The organism is Bilifractor sp. HCP3S3_D3, assembly GCF_052063915.1.
Taxonomy (GTDB): domain Bacteria; phylum Bacillota; class Clostridia; order Lachnospirales; family Lachnospiraceae; genus Bilifractor.
Map to the genome: position 1 here is coordinate 1 of NZ_JBQHWP010000022.1, position 21475 is coordinate 21475.

At 51.9% G+C, this 21475-nt stretch carries 16 protein-coding genes; 14 read left to right on the forward strand and 2 right to left on the reverse strand.

Annotated features, from left to right (window positions below):
- Positions 1-211: 211 nt before the first annotated feature.
- Complete coding sequence (locus ACTNDI_RS11790; RefSeq protein ID WP_441101179.1) at positions 212-1453, forward strand: DUF1015 domain-containing protein; 1242 nt, start codon at positions 212-214, stop codon at positions 1451-1453.
- A 95-nt stretch (positions 1454-1548) separates the two neighbouring features.
- Here the strand turns inward: ACTNDI_RS11790 and ACTNDI_RS11795 are convergent, their stop codons facing one another.
- Positions 1549-2697, reverse strand: coding sequence for a 1-propanol dehydrogenase PduQ (locus ACTNDI_RS11795; protein ID WP_441101180.1), 1149 nt, complete (start codon positions 2695-2697; stop codon positions 1549-1551).
- A gap of 417 nt (positions 2698-3114) precedes the next feature.
- Here ACTNDI_RS11795 and ACTNDI_RS11800 point away from each other — a divergent pair, with 417 nt between their 5' ends.
- The 5 genes from ACTNDI_RS11800 to ACTNDI_RS11820 all read left to right on the forward strand — a co-directional run bounded on the left by ACTNDI_RS11800 (position 3115) and on the right by ACTNDI_RS11820 (position 12082).
- Positions 3115-5322, forward strand: coding sequence for an LTA synthase family protein (locus ACTNDI_RS11800; RefSeq protein WP_441101181.1), 2208 nt, complete (start codon positions 3115-3117; stop codon positions 5320-5322).
- Between the two features lie 114 nt (positions 5323-5436).
- Positions 5437-7068: an ABC-F family ATP-binding cassette domain-containing protein gene (locus ACTNDI_RS11805; protein ID WP_441101182.1), complete on the forward strand. Its 1632-nt coding sequence runs from the start codon at positions 5437-5439 to the stop codon at positions 7066-7068.
- Between the two features lie 240 nt (positions 7069-7308).
- Positions 7309-8256 carry a sugar phosphate nucleotidyltransferase gene (locus ACTNDI_RS11810; RefSeq protein WP_441101183.1) on the forward strand — a complete coding sequence of 316 codons (948 nt, stop codon included), beginning with the start codon at positions 7309-7311 and terminating at the stop codon, positions 8254-8256.
- Positions 8257-8477: 221 nt separating this feature from the next.
- A complete protein-coding gene (locus ACTNDI_RS11815; protein WP_441101184.1) occupies positions 8478-10748 on the forward strand; it encodes a DUF2298 domain-containing protein in 2271 nt (756 codons plus the stop codon).
- 2 nt (positions 10749-10750) lie between these two features.
- Positions 10751-12082: a replication-associated recombination protein A gene (locus tag ACTNDI_RS11820; protein WP_441101185.1), complete on the forward strand. Its 1332-nt coding sequence runs from the start codon at positions 10751-10753 to the stop codon at positions 12080-12082.
- Between the two features lie 32 nt (positions 12083-12114).
- On the opposite strand, the gene ACTNDI_RS11825 is transcribed toward ACTNDI_RS11820, so the two are convergent.
- Positions 12115-12630 carry a DUF4364 family protein gene (locus ACTNDI_RS11825; protein WP_441101186.1) on the reverse strand — a complete coding sequence of 172 codons (516 nt, stop codon included), beginning with the start codon at positions 12628-12630 and terminating at the stop codon, positions 12115-12117.
- 456 nt (positions 12631-13086) lie between these two features.
- Here ACTNDI_RS11825 and gpmI point away from each other — a divergent pair, with 456 nt between their 5' ends.
- The 8 genes from gpmI to smpB all read left to right on the forward strand — a co-directional run bounded on the left by gpmI (position 13087) and on the right by smpB (position 21448).
- Positions 13087-14634, forward strand: a complete 1548-nt coding sequence (gene gpmI, locus ACTNDI_RS11830; protein WP_441101187.1) for a 2,3-bisphosphoglycerate-independent phosphoglycerate mutase — start codon at positions 13087-13089, stop codon at positions 14632-14634.
- A 386-nt stretch (positions 14635-15020) separates the two neighbouring features.
- Positions 15021-15959: an ABC transporter substrate-binding protein gene (locus ACTNDI_RS11835; RefSeq protein WP_441101188.1), complete on the forward strand. Its 939-nt coding sequence runs from the start codon at positions 15021-15023 to the stop codon at positions 15957-15959.
- Between the two features lie 272 nt (positions 15960-16231).
- Entirely contained in the window at positions 16232-16951 is a 720-nt protein-coding gene (locus ACTNDI_RS11840; protein ID WP_441101189.1) for an amino acid ABC transporter permease, read from the forward strand.
- Positions 16938-17678: an amino acid ABC transporter ATP-binding protein gene (locus tag ACTNDI_RS11845; RefSeq protein ID WP_441101190.1), complete on the forward strand. Its 741-nt coding sequence runs from the start codon at positions 16938-16940 to the stop codon at positions 17676-17678. The genes ACTNDI_RS11840 and ACTNDI_RS11845 overlap by 14 nt, the downstream gene beginning before the upstream one ends.
- A gap of 263 nt (positions 17679-17941) precedes the next feature.
- Positions 17942-18382 carry a D-aminoacyl-tRNA deacylase gene (dtd, locus tag ACTNDI_RS11850; RefSeq protein WP_441101191.1) on the forward strand — a complete coding sequence of 147 codons (441 nt, stop codon included), beginning with the start codon at positions 17942-17944 and terminating at the stop codon, positions 18380-18382.
- 135 nt (positions 18383-18517) lie between these two features.
- On the forward strand, positions 18518-18763 hold the full coding sequence (gene secG, locus ACTNDI_RS11855; protein ID WP_441101192.1) for a preprotein translocase subunit SecG: 246 nt from the start codon (positions 18518-18520) through the stop codon (positions 18761-18763).
- 98 nt (positions 18764-18861) lie between these two features.
- Positions 18862-21018 carry a ribonuclease R gene (gene rnr / locus ACTNDI_RS11860; protein WP_441101193.1) on the forward strand — a complete coding sequence of 719 codons (2157 nt, stop codon included), beginning with the start codon at positions 18862-18864 and terminating at the stop codon, positions 21016-21018.
- Complete coding sequence (smpB, locus tag ACTNDI_RS11865; protein WP_441101194.1) at positions 20981-21448, forward strand: SsrA-binding protein SmpB; 468 nt, start codon at positions 20981-20983, stop codon at positions 21446-21448. Before rnr ends, smpB begins: the two co-directional genes overlap by 38 nt.
- Positions 21449-21475: the final 27 nt, after the last annotated feature.

Here is a 21475-nt window from a genome sequence, read left to right on the forward strand (position 1 = left end):
CCATCCTTATCAGCCCACTATCTGAAAGTTCGTGTAAACTATTGAACCGCCGTATACCGAACGGTACGTACGGTGGTGTGGAAGGGGAGGGTAATATCTCCCCTATCCGATCTTATGAGCGAACGTATTCAGGAAAGATATATGCTTGTGAGCGAACGTATTCATGAAATGGGAATATTTGCAGCGGGAGCTGTTTACAGGAGGAGTAAGAATGGCAGTAATCAGACCGTTCCGGGCATTGACACCGGTGAAGGAGAAGGCAGCACTTGTGGCGGCTCTGCCCTATGATGTATATAACCGGGAGGAGGCAAGAGAGGTTGTGGAGAAGAACCCGCTGTCTTTTCTCGCGATAGACCGCGCAGAGACGCAGTTCCCGGAGGAACAGGACATCTATGCGCCCTGTGTCTATGCGAAGGCATCTTCCATGCTTCGCGAGTGGCAGGAAAAAGGTATTTTTGAAGAGGACAGCAGACCCTGCTTCTATATCTGGGAGCTGATCATGAACGGAAGGAGTCAGAAGGGACTGGTCGCGTGTTCTTCGGTAGACGATTATCTGAACAATGTGATTCGAAAGCACGAGAACACCAGAAAGGACAAGGAAAAGGACCGCTTTGATCATATCGATGCGTGCAGCGCGCAGACAGGACCGATTTTTCTTGCCTACCGGTCCCATCCGGAGATCAAAAGGCTGATTGCGCAGGAGAGCATGAAGGCGCCGGTACTGGATTTCGTCGCCGAGGACGGTGTGATTCACAGGGTGTGGAGAATCGACAATGACGATCAGATCGCGGCGCTGACGAAAGCGTTTGCAGCACTTGATCACACTTATATCGCCGACGGACATCATAGAGCGGCTTCTGCTGTTTCTGTATCACTGAAGAGACGAAAGGAGCATCCGGGTTATACCGGAAGAGAGGAGTTCAATTATTTCCTTTCCGTGCTGTTCCCGGATGATGAACTTCAGATCATGGACTATAACCGGGTGCTAAAGGATTTGAACGGATATGAGCCGGATGAGATTCTGGAGAAGATGGATCAGGTTTTCCGGATCGCAGAGGCGCCGGAATCTCCGTACCGGCCTGCCAAGAAGGGTGAGATGGGTTTGTACCTGGAGGGAAAATGGTACCGCCTGCAGACACGGAAACATCTTCTGAAGACAGATCCGATCGGCTGTCTGGATGTGGAGTATCTGCAGAGGGAAGCTCTGGGACCGATCTGGAATATACAGGACCCGAGAACGGATGCGAGAATTGATTTTGTCGGAGGAATCCGGGGGCTCAGAGAGCTGGAGCGAAGATGTCATGAAGATTGTGAGGCAGCTTTTGCCCTGTATCCGACCTCAATCAGCGAGCTATTTGCTGTGGCGGACGCGGGACTTCTGATGCCGCCAAAATCCACCTGGTTCGAGCCGAAGCTCAGAAGCGGGCTGTTCATACATAAGATTGAAAAGTGATCCGGAAAAAGAAATCAAAAACTGCCGCATAATACAGACACCGGAAGAGGGCATCTGTTTTATGCGGCAGTTTCTTGCAATCAGTTGCTCATGGATTACCAGAGCTTCCGGTAGAGCTCAATGACTTCCGGTTTCAGCGGCTGTCTCGGATTGGTTTCCGTGCAGGAGTCGTTCAGGGCAGCCTCGGCCATACTGTCGAGATGTGCCTCATATTCTTCCTTTGAAATATCCAGGATCTCGGAGAGATGCTGAGGAATTCCCATGCTCTCCGACATGTATCTCATGTAATTGCACAGAGAGTGAATGGTCATGACCGGGTTGAAGCTGGAAAGACCGAGCATCGTGGCGATGTTGCAGTAACGTTCCACGACGGGATCATCAGACAGATCCCTGTTCTTTGTGAGGTTGGATACACCGGCATTGTATTCCGTGACGATCGGAAGCAGCATGGCATTGGCACGTCCGTGCGGAATATGAAAATGCGCGCCGAGCTGATGCGCCATTCCGTGGTTCAGGCCGAGAGAGGCAGAGTTAAAGGCAAGTCCCGCCAGCGTCGCGGCCGTGTGCATCTTCTCCCGGGCGTGGGTGTCATTATTGTCCGAATAGGAGCGGAAGAGGTACTGACCTACGATCTCAACGGCTTTTTCTGCAAGCGCGCCGGAAAAGTCATTGTGCTTTGTGCTGACATAGGCTTCGACCGCGTGGGTGAGCACATCCATCCCGGTGTCCGCCGTTACGGATGCGGGCACGCTCCGCACCAGAACCGCGTCGAGAATCGCCTCGTCCGGAGACATATCCTCTGAGACAAGTGGAATTTTTCTCTGATGATCCGGATCGCTGATGACGGCAAAAGAAGTTACCTCGCTTCCGGTGCCGCTCGTCGTCGGAATACAGATCAGGCGGATGTGTGTTCCGCCATTCATGCTCTCCGACATTTTGCGGATGGACTTGGAGAGGTCCATGGCTGATCCTCCGCCGACGCCCACGATCGTATCACAGCCGGATTCCAGGTAGGCTCTGACGCCGGCAACGACTTTAGAGATGGGAGGATCCGGAACGACCTCGGTAAATACTTCATATGCAATGCCGCCCTTCGACAGAGGCTTTACGATGTTGCGGATCGCGTCGCTCTTAACGATGAAGGGGTCGGTTACGATAAAGACCTTCTGACTGTCGATCTGGCTCAGGCGGTCGAGTGATTTCTCGCCAAAATAGATATCCGTGAGAATATGGAAATGTTCCATGCTGCTGTCCTTTCTTTTTCTGAACCAACATGCCCCGCAAGCGGAGCGTCACAAACGGTATAAGTCCCCGTGTCACATCGCTGGTTCACCGTTCCCATGCCGCTGACAGGTGACCTGCTTCGTTGGTCTGTCGCGGAGTTCGCCCCACCGTTTCACACAATTATGATAGCACGGAGAAATGAAATGTGCAAGCAAACCACAGGCTTACATGATAAAATCATGACTGATTTTGTTGGATTGCGAGGGAGAGGCGGAGGCTTTATGAGAAAACTGTGAATTCCGTGAATTATGGCGCCGCGGGTTTGCAAATCCATTCCAAAAAATGTAAAATATTTGGGTGTGCGGCGCAGTCTCGAAGTAGCTGTATCTGCATGTATTACACAGATATTTTTGACGGGAAAGCGGGTATTTATTCAGATGGAGATTCGATATCGGGGCCGTGAGTGGTCCGTCGGCTACAAAATATTCTGGGCGATTTACTGGATCTGCGTGTTCATTTTTCTGATGACGCAGCGCAGTGCCCTGATCGGCAGCGTAAAGATAGAGATGCGCTCCGGTGAAATCCTTTTTGCGGGATTGATCGCCGCCGTGGCGGTGTCCGCCCTGATCTGTACCTTCGTCCTGCATCCCCTGGACAGGGTGGATGAGAAAGGAAAGGAGGCAAGTCTCCAGATCTGGCCGTGGCATTTTGGAATCATGCTCGCCGTGGATGTCTGGTGCTTTTTTATCATCGAGTATATCAACAACACGGAGCTGGTCGCGATGGAATGGAAGTACAGGCTTCTGAATATCGCGGGCATCCTGATCATGAACCTGATCGCATTCTTCTGGCTGAATTCGCTCAAGCGCTCTCTGATGCTGATCCTGTCTATCTGGTCGTTTATCAGCATTGCCTTTTATTTTGTTTATCTGTTCCGGGGAGAGCCTCTGCAGCTGATCGATTTCTTCTCGCTCTCGACGGCGGCGACGGTTTCCGGATCCTATACGTATACGCTGACGAGAGGGATCGTGCTTGATCTCGTGATGTACTTCTGTGTTCTGGGACTCCTGCTTCATATGCGGAACTATGTTCTGATCCGCAGAGGGATCATCGGGAAGATTCTTATGCGCGTCGGGATCGCGGTGTTCATGTTTGGCATGTATTTTTTCTATCTGAATGTGAACTGGAACGGAGGTCTTGGAATCCTGACGGATCTGTTCGCGCCGATCAAGACCTACACCGAGTATGGAACAACCGTCGGGTTTTTCTGTGTCGCGAAATATATGAGACTTAGTCCGCCGGAGGGCTATACCGTGAGCGGAACAGAGAAGATCGCGGAGGATTTTGTAAAGACGGAGAAGAACGGCGCGGAGGAGGAAACGGCCGGGGAAAGCGATGCTTCCGGGAACAATTCGGATTCCGCGAAGAGTTCGGATTCGGGGAGCAGCGCAGATTCCGCAAAGAGCTCGGATTCGGCAAAGAGTTCGAATTCCGGGGACGGAACAGCCGCAGGGACAGAGGATGCTTCTGCGGTAAAGCCGGTGAATATCATTGCCATCATGAATGAGTCCTGGGCGGATTACAGCTATATCGGAGATCTGAAGACGAATGAGCCTGTGATGCCGTTTTATGACTCATTGAAAGAGAATACAATAAAGGGACATACGCTGGTGTGCATCACCGGTGGCGGAACGGCAAAGACGGAGTACGAATTCCTGACCGGAAATTCCGTGAAGAGATTTCCTGCCATGGTTCCGTATGTGAGCTATTTCACGCATGATCAGTACTCGATTGTCTCTACCCTGGAGGCACAGGGATATAAAACAGCGGCCATGCATCCGTACAAGGGAAGCAACTGGAATCGTGAGACCGCGTATCGTCTCCTGGGATTTGACCGTTTCTACACGCAGGATGATTTTACCGATGAGGACGATGTGGAATATGTTCACAGCCACATCAGCGATATGTCGAATTACAAGAAGATCATCCAGGTAGTCAACGAGGAAAATAAGGCGGGAAACCCGTTCTTCCTTTTTGATATCACCATGCAGAACCACGGCGGGTATACGACAGACGATGTCGATGAAACCATTACCGTTGACGGGTATGAGAATGATGTCGTGAGCCGGTTCCTCTCACTGGAAAAACTGAGCGACGACGCACTGGAGTATCTGATCGACTATTTCAAGGACTATGATGAGCCTACGCTGATTGTTATGTTTGGCGATCATTATCCGACCATGCCGGATTCGTTTACGGAGTATGTGTCCGGTGAGAATTATAACTCTCTTGATCTTGAACAGCAGGAGCACTATTATGCGACACCGTTCCTGATCTGGGCGAATTATGATATCCCGGAGGAACAGAATGTGGTGACAAGCACGAACTATCTTAGTACCCTTCTTCTGGGACAGACCGGTCTGAAGATGACAGACTACAATTATTATTTGAAAGATCTCATGACCAGAATACCGGCGCTGAATCACATGGGCTATGAGGATGCAGACGGAAACTGGCATACCTGGTCCGGCGGAAGTGAGAAGGATCTGATGGATGAGTGGCAGTACGAGTGCCTGCAGTACAATGAGCTGGCGGAGAAACGGAACCGGCTTGACTGGTTCTTTTCACTGACCAGCGATTCATAAGACAGGATAACCAGCGATTCGTAAGACAGGATTGACTTGTGAAAAAGAACGGAATACGTTATGATGTGTAGCGACTGACGCTGGGTATAACGGTCCAATAGAAAGGAATTTGATATGATAGCTGCGAACAATGTAACACTGAGAGTGGGGAAGAAGGCTCTTTTCGAAAATGTAAACATCAAGTTTACGGAAGGCAACTGTTATGGTGTGATCGGCGCGAACGGTGCCGGAAAATCGACATTTCTGAAGATTCTCTCCGGTCAGCTGGAGCCGACGAACGGGGACGTCACGATTACGCCGGGACAGAGGCTTTCTTTCCTGGAGCAGGATCACTTTAAGTATGACGATCAGCCGGTTCTCGATACGGTCATCCAGGGAAACGGAAGACTTTATGAGATCATGAAGGAGAAGGACGCGCTATACGCGAAGCCGGATTTCACGGATGAAGACGGCATCAAGGCCAGTGAGCTTGAGGCGGAGTTTGCCGAGATGAACGGATGGGACGCGGAGACAGACGCAGAGCAGCTGCTGAACGGACTCGGAATCGAGACGGATCTCCATTACGCGCAGATGGGAACGCTGGACGGCCCGCAGAAGGTAAAGGTGCTTCTGGCGCGAGCCCTTTTCGGAAACCCGGATATTCTGCTTCTTGATGAGCCGACGAACCATCTGGATCTGGACGCCATCGACTGGCTGGAGGAGTTCCTGATCAATTTCGAGAATACCGTCATCGTTGTGTCCCATGACCGGTATTTCCTGAATAAGGTCTGCACAAATATAGCGGATATCGATTACGGCAAGATTCAGCTCTATGCCGGCAACTACGATTTCTGGTTCGAGTCCAGCAATCTCCTGCTGCAGCAGAAGAAGGAAGCAAACAAGAAAAAGGAAGAGAAGATCAAGGAGCTGCAGGAATTTATTTCCCGATTTGCGGCGAATGCCTCGAAATCGAAGCAGGCGACTTCCCGTAAGAAGGCGCTGGAGAAGATTCAGCTGGACGATATCAAGCCATCCAGCCGGAAATATCCCTATATTGATTTCCGTCCGAACCGAGAGATCGGGAATGAGGTTCTTGAGGTTCACAACATCAGCAAGACCATCGACGGTGTGAAGGTACTGGACGATGTCTCGTTCACGCTCAGAAGAGAAGATAAGGTCGCTTTTGTCGGCTCCAACGAGCAGGCCGCGACGGAGCTGTTCAAGATCATTGCCGGTGAAGATGAGGCGGACGAGGGATATTATAAGTGGGGCGTAACCACGTCACAGGCATTTTTCCCGAAGGACTATACGGAGGAATTCGACTCCGATCTGACGATCGCGGAGTGGCTGACCCAGTATTCGGAGATCAAGGACGCAACCTATGTGCGGGGATTCCTCGGAAGAATGCTCTTCGCCGGAGATGACGGTGTCAAGAAGGTAAGGGTACTGTCCGGAGGCGAGAAGGTCAGATGCCTTCTGTCGAAGATGATGATTTCGGGCGCGAATGTGCTCGTTCTGGACCAGCCGACCAACCATCTGGATATGGAGTCGATTCAGGCGCTGAATAACGGTCTGATCAAGTTCCCGGGTGTGCTGCTGTTTACCTGTCACGACCATCAGTTTGTGCAGACGACGGCAAACCGCATCATGGAATTCCGGCATGACGGGACGCTGATTGATAAGGTGACAACGTATGATGAGTATCTGGCAGCGGACGCGGACGCGAGAAAGCGCTCGGTATATACGCTGACAGAGGAAGATAACTGATTCTCATGGCGTGAATTGCACAGCTCTGATTTACGCGAACAGCGAGCCGCAGCCGAATGCGAAGTATTCGTGGGCGGCGAGCGTCGCGATAGCGAGATAAAACTCGCACAGCGTGTATTATCTCGTTGACAGCTCTGACTGATAGATTTTGCAGAAAGAGTTAATGAGAAAAAGGCGCTGTAAGTTAAAAAAGATTCTTCGCAGAAGATGATAGAAGAATGATAGAAAGAGGTGGAGAAGATGGAAAATAACAACCACCCGGTCCTTGTCATAATGGCGGCCGGCATGGGCAGCCGGTACGGCGGCTTGAAGCAGATGGATCCTATGGATGAGAGGGGACATCTGATCATTGATTATTCAATTTATGATGCGGTACAGGCCGGTTTCCGGGAAATTATTTTTGTCATCAAGGAGGAAAATAAGCAGATCTTCCAGGAGAGAATCGGAGACCGGATCAGCAGCAGGGTGAAGATCAGCTATGCCTTTCAGAGACTGAACGATTTGCCGGCGGGCTATCAGGTGCCGGAGGGGCGTGTGAAACCATGGGGGACGGGACACGCCGTTCTGTCATGTTTTTTTGCGGTTCACGGATCTCCGTTCGCGGTGATCAACGCGGATGACTATTACGGGAGAGACGCGTTTCGTAAGATGTATGATTACCTGGCGCACAACGGCGATGATACGAAGTACCGCTACGCGATGGTCGGATATCAGCTGAAGAACACCGTGACAGAAAACGGATATGTCTCCCGCGGAATCTGTGAGGTGAATGACCGGGAGGAGCTCGTGGGGATTCACGAGCGCACACGAATCGAGAAGCATTCGTCGGGGATCGAATACACCGAGGATGACGGGAAGACCTGGACACCCCTTGCGGATGACACGGTGGTTTCCATGAATATGTGGGGCTTCAACTACAGCATCATGAATGAGCTCCTCGCGCGTTTCCCAGCGTTCCTTGACCGGACATTGAAGGAGAATCCGCTGAAGGGAGAGTATTTCCTTCCCTCGGTTGTCGCGGATCTTCTGGCCGAAGACAAGGCGGCGGTGAAGGTAATGACGACGCCGGACAAGTGGTACGGTGTGACCTATAAGGAGGATAAGCCGGTGGTGACCGCCGCGCTGAAGAAGATGACGGAGGATGGAATATACCCGCCGGAGCTTCTGGACGGCGGCGCGCATTGTTGAAACAGCTATCCGTTCGCGATACAATAGAACTGTCCGAAGTGCTGACGCACGTCGGGCAGCTCTTGTTTTTTTACGCGAACAGTGAGCCGCAGCCGAATGCGAAGTATTCGTGTGCGGCGAGCGTCGCGATAGCGAGATAAAACTCGCGCAGCGTGTTTTATCTCGTTTGAACAATTCCAGAGTGATCATATTCTGAAAAATATTTTCCGGAGGACCACAGATTGTTTACGAAGATGAAAAACTCGTCGATCGGCTTCTTTGCCGTCTTTTTCCTTATGCTTGCGGCGGCGGGCGCGCTTCTTGGCAGCAGCTTTTTTCCGTTTTTCAGGTGGTATCTGCTGCTTCTGATCATCGGGGCCGGATTTTTTCCGCTGACCAGAATTCTGTTCGCGGCATTTCGTGACGGTGGATGGCTGTTCTCCAGGGTGATCGGGCTCGCGGCAGGCGGATATGCGGTCTGGGTTCTCGGGCTTGCGGATATTCTCCGGTTTACCGGCCGCAGGGCGCTGGTTGTCACGCTGATCTTTATCGGCGTGTGCTGGGTACTGTTCATGCTGAAGCCTGTGAAGAAAAAGATGGACATTAATCTGATCATTGCGGAGGAGGTGCTGTTCTTCGGACTCTTCGTGTTCTGGGCTTATCTCATCGGCTTCCGGCCGCAGGCAAGCGGAACGGAGAAGTTCATGGATTACGGCTTTGTGGCCGCAATGTATCGAAGTACATCCCTCCCCGCGAAAGACATCTGGTATGGAACAGATGCCATCAACTATTATTACGGCGGGCAGTATTTCGGTGTCTATCTGGGAAAAATGTGCGGCGTCGGCGTTTCTTATGCCTACAATATTTACCGCGCGATGATTGCCGCCCTCGGATTTGCGCTTCCGTTCTCCATCGTGCGCCAGATGGTGCTTGACCGCATGGAGGATCGTCCGCATGCCGGAGCGTGGGCTGCGGCAGGAGGTCTGATCGGCGGCGCGGCGGTTTCACTTGCCGGAAACGGCCACTATGTGATATACGGAATTTTCGGGAAGCTGCTCGGACTCCCGATGCCGGATGGCAGGGATTATTACTGGTTTGCCGACTCAACGCGCTACATCGGATACAATCCGGTGAATACCGCTGACCGGACCATTCACGAGTTTCCCTCCTACTCATTCGTTCTCGGAGACGTTCACGCGCACATGTGCAACATCATTTTTGTGTTGACGGTGGTGGCGCTCCTCTATGCCTGGATCTGCATCGGACGGGAGAACTGCACCGGACGGGAGAACTGTGCCGGACGGGAGAGAAGATATCTCCCGGACGCGAGATTTCTGTCGGCAGCAGCCCTGATCGGCATGTTCCAGTGGACGAATTTCTGGGATTATGTCATATATTTTACCGTTGCCTTTTTCTGCATAATCTTCCGCGCTCTGAACAGCAGCTGCCGGAGCCGGAAGAAAAGGACTGTGTCGGCCGTGTATCACACCGCAGTGCTGGCAGTGTTATCAACGGTGACCTCGCTTCCCTTCCGTCTTCAGTTTCAGTCGCCGGTTTCCGGCGTGGCGTTCTGCCGGACCCATACGCCGCTGTATCAGCTGCTGATTCTGTGGGGATTCCCCTTTGTGGTCTTTCTTCTGCTGATTGTCACTGTAGTCGGGAATTACAGGAAAAAAATGCCGGGTGCGATCAGTGGAGGCAGGAACGGAAGAGAAGGGGCCGCGGAGGACACCGGTGAAAAAACCGGGTATTTTCGAACAACGCCGCTGCCGGATCATTTCGCGCTGATTCTCGGACTGTGTGCCTTCGGTCTTGTGCTCGTGCCGGAAATCGTGTATGTCAGGGACATCTACGAGTCCAGCGGATATCCGAGGTCCAATACGATGTTCAAGATGACCTATCAGGCGTTTATCCTCTACGGGATGATGATGGCGTATGCCGTCATCTGTTTTCTGGCTTCCAGACAGAGGCTGCGCCGGATTGCAGGAATTGCCGCGGCGGCGTTTTTCGGACTGACGCTTGGGTACTTTCCTGTATCGGTGCGTCAGTTTATGGGAAACATTTTCCGTTATAAAAATTATCAGGGCATGGATGCTACATCATTTCTGGAGAGCTCCTATCCGGCTGACGCGGGAGCAATCCGGTGGCTGAATGAGAACGTTCCGGGACAGCCGGTCGTCCTGGAAGCGGACGGAGACAGCTACAGCACCGCGTGCCGGGTATCGGCGATGACCGGACTTCCGACCGTGCTCGGCTGGTATGTCCATGAATGGCTGTGGCGGAGCGATCCGGAGGACCTGAATCAGAGGTCCGCGGATATCAAGACGATTTATACCTCAGATGACGCGGAAGAGGTCTGGAGCCTGATTGAAAAGTATGGAATCTCTTATATTTTCGTGGGAAGCGAGGAATACGCGAAGTACGGAACCGTGAATACGGAAGGCATCGCAGAGCTTGGCGAGGTCGTATACAGCAGCAATGGTACATTTATCGTGAAAACAGCTGAGGGATAAGAATGGATCTGTTCGATTACATGAAGGAAAAAAACATGGAGAAGGAAGCGCCTCTGGCATCCCGGATGAGGCCGGAACGGCTGGACGAGGTGGTGGGTCAGGAACATATCATCGGGAAGGGAAAGCTTCTCTACCGCGCCATCATGGCGGACAAGCTGAGCTCGCTGATTTTATACGGACCGCCCGGAACGGGAAAAACAACGCTTGCCCATGTCATTGCGAATACGACGAGCGCGGAGTTTGTGCAGCTGAATGCGACCGCGTCCGGGAAGAAAGATATGGAAGACGCGATACGGGCGGCACAGGATCGCCGGGGAATGTACGGCAGAAAGACGATTCTGTTCATCGATGAGATTCACCGGTTCAACAAGGGGCAGCAGGACTACCTTCTTCCGTATGTAGAGGACGGCACGGTTATTCTGATCGGCGCCACGACGGAGAATCCCTATTTTGAGGTGAATTCTGCCCTGATCTCAAGGTCCGTGGTCTTTGAGCTGAAGCCGCTGTCGACGGAGAACATCCGCGAGCTTCTGAACAGAGCGGTGACCGATCCGGTCAAAGGAATGGGCAGCTATCATGCCGTTCTGGAGCCGGACGCCTGCGAGTTCCTCGCGGACATTGCGGGCGGTGACGCCAGAGAGGCGCTGAATGCGATAGAACTGGGAATTCTGACGACTGAGCCGTCGCCGGAGGACGGGAAAATCCACATCGATCTGGAGACTGCCTCGCAGTGCATTCAGAAGAGAGTGGTTCGCTATGACAAGGCGGGAGACCAGCATTACGACACGATATCTGCCTTTATTAAAAGCATGAGGGGATCGGATCCGGACGCTGCCGTTTACTATCTGGCAAAAATGCTCTACGCGGGGGAGGATGTAAAATTCATCGCGAGAAGAATCATGATCTGCGCATCGGAGGATGTCGGAAACGCGGACCCCATGGCCATGGTAGTGGCTGCGTCTGCGGCGCAGGAGGTGGAACGTGTGGGGATGCCGGAATCCCAGCTCATCCTTGCCCAGGCAGCAATCTATGTGGCCGGAGCGCCGAAAAGCAATGCCTGCACAGAGGCGGTTTTCGAGGCGATGGAATCCGTGCGGAAGAAGCAGACGACGGTGCCCGTTCATCTGCAGGACGCACACTACAAAAGCCATGAGCAGCTCGGCCATGGCATCGGTTATAAATATGCGCACGACTATCCGAACCACTATGTAGAACAGCAATACCTGCCGGACGAGATAAAGGATGCGGTATTCTATCATCCGACCGGAAACGGTTATGAAGAGAAGATCAGAGAGTATTTTGAAAAAATCGGCCGGGAGAAAAATCTGAAGTAAACGGGGACTCCGGATTTCCCTCCATATCGGCGTCACATGAGAATCTTCATGATCGCCGCGTAGGTTTCCTGGCTCTTCTTCTTCCAGTTTTCCGAAAGCGTCCGTGCGGCCTCCTCGGTGGGAACCGTGAACTTCAGCTCGATGAGCGTCTGTTTTCCTTCCTTGACCATACAGTTCACGGTATAGTCCTGGTTGGAATTGCGGAAATAATCGGCAAGAGTCGATGATTCGTTGCGCATCTCATAGGAGTGCAGAACCAGATAATTGGCGATTTCCCGGCGAATTTCCGGCGGAATTTCATTTCTGAAGTATTCCAGCGTCTGTTTTCCCTGATCGGTCATGCGGTAATAGGTCGTGTGATTGGTGGTCTCGATTTCGAGGAGACCGGTATCAATCATTTCGGACAGGACCTCCTGAAGATGAAAATAGGAGGTATATTTGCGGCTCAGGATCAGATCGGAGATCTGGGCGTTGGTGAGCGGAAAGGTGACCTTTCCGAGCATGAACAGTATGATAAGCTTATACAGTGATGTACCGGATTCCAGCATAGGTAAAACTCCTGACTTTCTTCGGAATTAAAATTTTAAAGGCTGCAGCTTCGGGGTATAAAGGCCCGGGATTTTAAGGTCTCGGGATTTTTAAGCATTAAGCAAGAACTTTTTTGGACTCGGATGCCTCACTGATATCCGGTGGATATCATAGGAAGATGCTGCTGGACCGCTTTCCTCTCATTCCGGGATTCAGCGGGACGCTGGCATCACAGGTGTGCGCGTCTGCCGGGCCAGATGATGCGTCCGACAGGCAGAATCATGAGTCTGTCATGAAGTATAACATATTGGCTTTTGTCCGGCAAATATCTGCTTGTTTTTTTCGGACAGTATTAGTATGATAAGCATTGACGTAATGACAGACTGTTTGACGGTGAGACAGCCTGGATGGGACTGGCAGAATGAACCAGTCGGCAAAGCGCTGACAGATAGATAAGATATAAGGAGAAATGAATTATGGCAAAGAAACCTACTGTTCTGATGATCCTCGATGGCTACGGTGAGAATCCGGTTTGCGAGCACAATGCGATCTGTGAGGCGAGAACACCGGTGATGGATCAGTTAAAGAGCCAGTGCCCGTATGTTCAGGGACAAGCAAGCGGCCACTATGTAGGACTTCCGGATGGACAGATGGGAAATTCCGAGGTTGGACATATGAATATGGGCGCCGGCCGTATTGTGTATCAGGATCTGACCCGGATCACAAAGGCAATTAATGACGGCGATTTCTTCCGGAACGAGGAGCTTCTGCTTGCGATCAACAACGCAAAGAAGAACAACGGAGATCTTCATCTCTGGGGCCTTCTTTCCGATGGCGGTGTGCACAGCCATATTACACATCTGTATGCGCTCCTTGAGCTGTGCAAGAAAGAAAATTTTGACCGGGTTTATGTGCATTGTTTCCTGGACGGACGTGACACGCCGCCGACCTCGGGAATCGAATATATTCGTCAGCTCATGGACAAGATGAGAGAGATCGGAGTCGGAAGGATCGGTGTCATCTCCGGACGTTACTATGCGATGGACCGTGATACGAACTGGGATCGTGTGGAGAAGGCATATGACGCGCTGACAAAGGGAGAGGGCGTCGATGGCGGAACAGATCCGCTTCGCGCGATGCAGGCTTCCTATGACAAGGAGATCACGGATGAGTTTGTGATTCCAACGGTCATGAAGAACGAAGACGGGACTCCTGTTGCAACGGTAAAGGAAGGGGACAGTGTGATCTTCTTCAACTTCCGCCCCGACCGCGCGAGAGAGCTTACGAGAGCCTTCTGCGACCCGGATTTCAAGGGATTTGAGAGAAAGAGAATCGAGAATCTTACCTTTGTGTGCTTCAAGGATTATGATGAGACCATCCCGAACAAGTACATTGCTTTTAAGAACGAGAAACTCACAAATACGTTCGGGGAGTGGCTCGCGAAGAAGGGAATGAAGCAGGCCAGAATCGCTGAGACTGAGAAATACGCGCATGTCACCTTCTTCTTTAACGGAGGCGTTGAGGAGCCGAATGAAGGAGAGGATCGTTTCCTGATCCCTTCTCCGAAGGTAGCTACCTACGACCTTCAGCCGGAAATGAGCGCGCCGAAGGTGTGCGATAAGCTCTGTGAGGCGATCCGTTCTCAGAAGTATGATGTGATTATCATCAATTTCGCGAACCCGGATATGGTCGGCCATACCGGAGTCGAGGCTGCTGCGATCAAGGCGATCGAAGCGGTCGATGAGTGCGTCGGGAGAGCAGTAGAGGCTCTGAAGGAGGTCGACGGACAGATGTTCATCACCGCGGACCACGGAAATGCAGAGCTGATGGTGGATCCCGCTACAGGAGAGCCGTGGACTGCTCATACCACAAATCCGGTTCCGTTCCTGCTTGTGAACTGTGATCCCGCCTACACCCTCAGAGAAGGCGGAGCGCTCTGTGACATTGTTCCGACGCTGATTGAGCTGATGGGTATGGAGAAACCGGCGGAGATGACCGGGAAGTCTCTTCTTGTCAGAAAATAAGAGCCTGTAAGTGGTGCTGTATACTCCATATGGTAAACCGGGCGTCATCATAAGTATAAAGTCAGATGGAAAGACAGCGTGGTCTTTACCCCTGGAGGGGAAGGTCACGCTGTCTGTTTTGATATGCGCAATTCGTGTCCGCCGGACGGTGTGAGGTGAGTCTTGACTACAGAAACAGCAGAGGCTATAATCTTGAACGTTCAGAGCTCATCCCTGCGGTGAGATGAACAGATAACAATGCACCGCGTGAAAGTGCGGATGAAAGTGCTGTGTATAGCGCTGTTCATCGCATAGATGAAAGCACAGCATATGAAGGCACTGCAGCGGATGCTCTGTTATAAAGGAAGGAAATTAGTAGAGATTTTTAAGGAAGAGAGGAAGAAGAAATGATGAAAAAAGCAATGGCTCTTTTACTGACTGCCGGCATGACACTGTCGCTGGCAGCATGTGGTTCTGCAGCAGGCAGTTCCAGTTCCTCGGAAGCGGCATCCGCTTCCGGATCATCAGCAGAAAGTACAACGGAAGCGGCAGCATCTGTGAGCGCCTCTTCGTACGGCGACATCAAGACCGTCGCCTCCGGAGAGCTTCATATGGCGACAAATGCTGCGTTCCCGCCTTATGAGACGACGGATGATAATGGCGGCTATACCGGTATCGACGTAGATATCGCTGCAGAGATCGCAAAAGAGCTTGGCCTGAAGTTGGTTGTCGATGATATGGATTTCTCCTCTGTCATCACATCGGTTCAGTCCGGCAAGGAAGATATTGCAATGGCGGGAATCACGGTTAATGAAGAGAGAAAGAAGAACGTGGATTTCACTGACAGCTATGCGAAGGGCGTTCAGTCCATCATCGTTCCGGAGGATTCTGATATCAAATCGGTTGATGATCTTTCCAATGACAAGATGATCGGATGCCAGGAGGGAACCACCGGTTATATCTATGCTTCTGATACACCGGAAAACGGAGGCTTCGGTGAGGACCATGTCGTTGCGTATACGAACGGAGCCATGGCGATTCAGGCTCTGCTCGGTGGAAAAATCGATGCCGTGATCATCGATAATGAGCCGGCGAAGGCGTTTGTAGCGCAGAACAAGGGACTGAAGCTTCTGGATACCGACTATGTGAGCGAGGATTACGCCATCGGAGTCAGCAAGGACAATCCTGCGCTTCGTGACGCCATCAACAGCATTCTGAAGAAGCTGATCGCAGACGGAACCGTACAGTCCATTATCGACAAGTACATCAATACAGATTCCTCCTCTGAGGCGGTAAGCTCTTCCTCCGCTTCCGTGAGCACGAGCTCAGCAGCCACTGCCGGCTGATAGCGGTGATTTCGAGGCTTTCAGCCCTTCATTTGACAGGAAATGTGGAGAATGAAGAGACTGCCCTGACGGAGATAAAGAAAATGTCCGGACGGAAATGAGGGAAGCACCCGCATGGAGAAGCTGTCCGGATGGGAGGATTGACAGACGGGCTTACAGAATTGAATTATTGGCGGGATGGGCTTGCACCATCCCGTTTTTTTTAGTAATATATGAATAATTATGCATGTCTCTGTGTTGCATGATGAATTTCAAGTCGGGAGGAAAAAGCAGTGGCAGAATTTTGGGCCGGTGTGCGCGACAATTTCTATCAGAGCTTTGTGGCGGCTGACAGATGGAAACGTTATCTGGATGGATTGAGGGTTTCCATTATTGTGACGCTTGGCGCGCTGGCGATCGGTATCATACTCGGGATCCTGGTCGCGGTTGTGCGTACCATGCACGATCAGCAGAAAATCGGAAAGGTCAGCGGAGGACTGAAAGTCCTGAACATTATCTGTGAGGTATACACGACGGTGATTCGCGGAACCCCGATGATGGTTCAGCTTCTGATTATGGGATTTGTTATTTTTGCGGCGAGCCGGAACCTTGTGGGAGTTGCCATCCTTGCTCTTGGCATCAACTCGGGAGCCTATGTATCCGAGATCATCCGGAGCGGTATCATGTCCATCGATCCGGGGCAGATGGAAGCGGGACGGTCGCTTGGAATGGGCTATACCACGGTAATGAAGGACATCATTATCCCGCAGGCGGTCAAGAATATCCTCCCTGCGCTCGGCAATGAGCTGATCACACTGTTTAAGGATACATCCCTGGTAACGGTCATTGGACTTACGGATTTGACGAAGGTTGCGATGCAGATCCAGGCGAAGACCTATCAGGCCTTTATGCCCTTAATCGGAATTGCCCTCATGTACCTGGTGGTTGTCATGATTCTCACCTGGCTTCTGGGAATCCTTGAGAGGAGGATGCGTAAAAGTGACAGACGCTAAAGCACTGATCCAGGTCGAGCACCTGGTCAAAAAATTCGGTGACAATACGGTTTTAAATGATATTTCGGATCATATCTCGGAGGGCGAGAAGGTCGTGATCATCGGTCCGTCCGGATCGGGAAAATCCACTTTTCTGCGATGCCTGAATCTTCTGGAGATTCCGACGTCCGGAAAAATCATCTTTGACGGAACGGACATCACGTCGGACAAGACGGATATCAATCAGATGCGTCAGCAGATGGGAATGGTATTCCAGCATTTTAATCTCTTTCCGAACAAAACCGTCAGGAGAAACATCACCCTCGCTCCGGTGCGTACGGGACGCATGAATCAGGCCGAGGCGGATGCCGAGGCAGAGAAGCTGCTTGAACGGGTTGGGCTTCTGGATAAGGCGGATGCCTATCCTTCCAGTCTGTCAGGCGGACAGAAGCAGCGAATTGCGATTGTGCGGGCACTCGCCATGCACCCGAAGGTGATGCTTTTCGATGAGCCGACATCTGCTCTTGATCCGGAGATGGTAGGAGAGGTTCTGAATGTAATGAAGGAACTGGCTGATGACGGAATGACGATGGCAGTGGTTACGCATGAGATGGGCTTCGCCCGAGAGGTGGCGGACCGCGTCATGTTTGTGGCGGACGGCATCATCATGGAACAGGGAACCCCGGATGAGATCTTCAATCATCCGAAGGCGGGAAGGCTGCAGGATTTTCTCTCAAAGGTTCTCTGAGAAGAATTGACTGACGGTGTGCTCATGATAAGTGCCTGAGACAGAGACAGAAAATCGGACGGATGGGATTCCGGAGACAGCAGAGCGGCGGAAACGGCTTTATTTACGCGAACAGTGAGCCGCAGCCGAATGCGAAGTATTCGTGTGCGGCGAGGGCCGCGATAGCGAGATAAAACTCGCATAGCGTGTTTTATCTCGTTCATTGAATGGCGAAGACACGCGGCACAGATGCATACTGAGGCAGAGAAACAGGGAGAAGGCGCATGAAATTTGTGGTACAGAGAGTCACAGAGGCAAGGGTTCAGGTGGACGGCAGAACGACCGGTGAGATCGGGAAGGGATTTCTGGTACTGATCGGCGTCGGCGAAAGCGACACGGAGGAAATCGCCGACAAATATCTGAAGAAGCTGATCGGGCTGCGTATTTTTGAGGACAGTCAGGGCAAGACGAACCTTTCCCTTCAGGATGTCGGAGGAGAACTGCTTCTGGTATCCCAGTTCACCCTGTACGCGAACTGCAGAAAGGGAAACCGGCCGAGCTTCCTGGAAGCCGGAAATCCGGATAAGGCAAATGCGCTCTACGAGTACATCATACGGAAGGCCAGAGAACAGGTACCGGTGGTTCAGACGGGTATTTTCGGTGCGGATATGAAGGTCTCGCTGGTAAATGACGGTCCGTTTACGATCATTCTGGAGGATCTGTAGAGAAAGAAGCTGCCGAAATGCGCAGAATTCATGAATCAGGCTGCGGAATTCATGAAATTAGCGGGTTGAATTTCCTGAATAGGTATGCTAATATTATATTCGTGAGTTTTTTGGTTAGAAACAGGAGGGTTTGTTTTGGTTATTCTTCGCACTGTACTGACAGTTCTGTTTGCAATAGATTCCGTAGCGCTGATCATTGTCGTACTCATGCAGCAGGGCAAGGACAGAGGTCTTGGCGCGATCGCCGGTATGGCAACGACCTCTGATACGTACTGGAGCAAGAACAAGGGCCGTTCAAAGGAGGGCAATCTGATCCGTCTGACAAGGATCATGGCGATTGTCTTTGTCGGACTTGCGGTTGTTCTGAATATGAGCTTCTGATGAATAAGACATAGTAGGGCTGTTGCAGATCATTGCAGCAGCCTTTCTTTGTTTTTGAGACAATGAGACCAGTTGAGCTTATTTTAAAAAGGGTAATGATGAAAAAATACAGAAACATAAAAAATTCCGAGGACCGAGGAAGAGAAAAGACATACAGCCGCCGCGCGGGCAGAAGACAGGCTGCAAGAAAAAAGGAACGGAAGGTACTTGCCGATCTGATCGGATCAAAGAATTACAAGCCGATGCGCGCGAAGGATATCGCGTTTCTTCTGGACGTACCGAAGGCAAAGGTTAAGGATATGATGGAGGCGCTTGACGCTCTGGTTCTGGAGCACAAGATCCGAAAGGACAAAGAGGGCCGCTATGAAATGGTCAGGCCCGGAGATCCGGCAGAAAAAATCGGGTCCGGGGAGCCTGCTTTTCTTGCGGGCCATAGGGAGTCAGATTTCCGCCATAATGATCTTTCGGATGATGAGAGATCCGGTTTCCGCCGCGGCGATCTTACGGACGGTAAGAAATCCGGTTTCCGCCGCGATGATCTGAACGGCCATAAGCGCGTTGATGCCCGTCATGGCGACCGGGAATCCCGCGGGAGGAGCCGCAGGGGTTCTGAGGCGGGCGGAAACTCGCGCAGCGAAAGGGTTATTACCGCGGAGATCCGGAACGCTATCCGCAAGTTGGATCCGGATGATCCGGCGACAGCACTCACCGAGGTAGTGCTGGAATATGGGGTTCCCGCTGAATTTCCGCAGAAGGTTCTGGATCAGGCAGCCGGATTTCCCGCCTGCCCAGGTCCGGGGGACATCGCCGGTCGTCTCGATCTGAGGAGCCGGCAGATCATTACGATCGACGGAGATGATTCCCGGGATTTTGATGACGCGGTTTCGCTCGAGCGGGACGGATCGGGGTATATCCTTGGTGTGCATATCGCGGATGTCACAAATTATGTGGTGGCTGGCAGCGCGCTGGACAAGGAAGCGCTGAAGAGAGGAACCTCTGTCTATCTCGCGGACCGTGTGATTCCGATGCTGCCCGAAAAGCTTTCCAACGGGGTCTGCTCTCTGAACGAGGGCGAGGACAGACTTACGCTGTCCTGCATCGTGAAAATGGACAGGCAGGGAAATATCCGCGGCAGCAGGATTGTGGAAAGCGTGATCTGCAGCTCGCATCGCATGACTTATTCCGAAGTGGACCGGATCTTCACGGAGAATCCGGCCGAGCTCAGGGAAAAATACGCGGATGTGCTTCCCATGCTTTTTGACATGCGTGACCTGGCGGCAAAACTTGAGCAGCAGCGCCACGATCGCGGCATGATTGATTTCGAATTTCCGGAGACAAAAATCCGGCTGGATCGGATGGGACACCCGGTGGAGATCCGTCCGTCTTATCCGACAGCTGCGACAAAGCTGATCGAACAGTTCATGCTGACCGCGAACGAGGTGGTTGCGAAAACGTATTTTGACAAGCAGGTGCCATTTTTGTACCGGACGCACGAAAGCCCGGATGAGGATAAAATTGAGGATACGCTGAAGCTGGTGCGCTCCATGGGGATCTCTGCGGAAAAGGCGGGGCATCACATCACGCCTTCTGAAGTGCAGAAGATCATCAGCCGTGCAGAGGGGACGCCCCGGGAATCGCTTGTCAGCTCCATGCTTCTGAGATCCATGCAGCAGGCCAGATACACGCCGGAAAACGGCGGTCATTTCGGTCTTGCCTCACAGTACTACTGCCACTTCACATCACCGATCCGGCGATATCCGGACCTTCAGATCCACCGGATCATCAAGGATGATCTTCACGGGAATCTGACCGGAAGAAAACTGTCGTATTACAACCGGATCATGCAGGATGTCGCTTGGAAATCCTCCGCGCTTGAGCGGCGGTCCGTTGAGGTAGAACGGGAGACCAATAAAATCGAGATGGCCAGATACATGGGCGGACATCTCGGAGAGGTGACGGAAGCACAGGTAACCGGTGTCACCGGATGGGGAATCTACGTACAGCGTCCGGACACAATTGAGGGGCTGGTGCATGTGTCAACGTTGAAGGGCGATTACTATATCTTCGATGAGAGCGCCATGACGCTGACTGGGAAAAATAGCGGAAGGATATTTGAAATCGGACAGAAGCTCCGGGTAAAGGCGGTCAGGGCAGATGCAAGGCTCCGCCAGATAGATTTTGTCCTTGCGGAAGATGATGACGAGGGAGAGAACGGAAATGGCAAAGGAAAAGGGAACGAAGCTGATTGCGAATAACAAAAAAGCTTACCATGATTATTTCATCGATGAAAAGTATGAGTGTGGCATTGAGCTGCACGGCACAGAGGTAAAATCCTGCCGCATGGGAAAGTGCTCCATCAAGGAATCCTACGTAGGAATCAAGGACGGAGAGATTTTTATCTACGGAATGCATATCAGCCCTTATGAAAAGGGAAATATTTTCAACCGCGATCCGCTCCGCGTCAAGAAACTTCTCATGCATAAAAATGAGATTCTGAAACTTCAGCAGAAATCTGCCCAGAAGGGCTTCACGATTGTTCCGCTTCAGGTCTATTTCAGAAATTCCAGAATCAAGGTCGAGATCGGACTTGCGCGAGGCAAAAAGCTCTATGACAAGCGGGCGGATATCGCGAAGAAGGACATGCGCCGCGAGACGGAGCGCGAGTTCAAGATCCGGAATCTGTGACAGATCCGGACACATCAGAACGACCCG

Excerpts from the sequence above, each read along its gene's own strand:
- ACTNDI_RS11810 (WP_441101183.1), top strand. The coding sequence starts at position 7,309 with ATGGAAAATAACAACCACCCGGTCCTTGTCATAATGGCGGCCGGCATG.
- ACTNDI_RS11800 (WP_441101181.1), top strand. The coding sequence starts at position 3,115 with ATGGAGATTCGATATCGGGGCCGTGAGTGGTCCGTCGGCTACAAAATA.
- ACTNDI_RS11835 (WP_441101188.1), top strand. The coding sequence starts at position 15,021 with ATGATGAAAAAAGCAATGGCTCTTTTACTGACTGCCGGCATGACACTG.
- smpB (WP_441101194.1), top strand. The coding sequence starts at position 20,981 with ATGGCAAAGGAAAAGGGAACGAAGCTGATTGCGAATAACAAAAAAGCT.
- ACTNDI_RS11795 (WP_441101180.1), bottom strand. The coding sequence starts at position 2,697 with ATGGAACATTTCCATATTCTCACGGATATCTATTTTGGCGAGAAATCA.
- rnr (WP_441101193.1), top strand. The coding sequence starts at position 18,862 with ATGAAAAAATACAGAAACATAAAAAATTCCGAGGACCGAGGAAGAGAA.
- ACTNDI_RS11825 (WP_441101186.1), bottom strand. The coding sequence starts at position 12,630 with ATGCTGGAATCCGGTACATCACTGTATAAGCTTATCATACTGTTCATG.
- ACTNDI_RS11820 (WP_441101185.1), top strand. The coding sequence starts at position 10,751 with ATGGATCTGTTCGATTACATGAAGGAAAAAAACATGGAGAAGGAAGCG.
- ACTNDI_RS11790 (WP_441101179.1), top strand. The coding sequence starts at position 212 with ATGGCAGTAATCAGACCGTTCCGGGCATTGACACCGGTGAAGGAGAAG.
- ACTNDI_RS11805 (WP_441101182.1), top strand. The coding sequence starts at position 5,437 with ATGATAGCTGCGAACAATGTAACACTGAGAGTGGGGAAGAAGGCTCTT.
- dtd (WP_441101191.1), top strand. The coding sequence starts at position 17,942 with ATGAAATTTGTGGTACAGAGAGTCACAGAGGCAAGGGTTCAGGTGGAC.
- gpmI (WP_441101187.1), top strand. The coding sequence starts at position 13,087 with ATGGCAAAGAAACCTACTGTTCTGATGATCCTCGATGGCTACGGTGAG.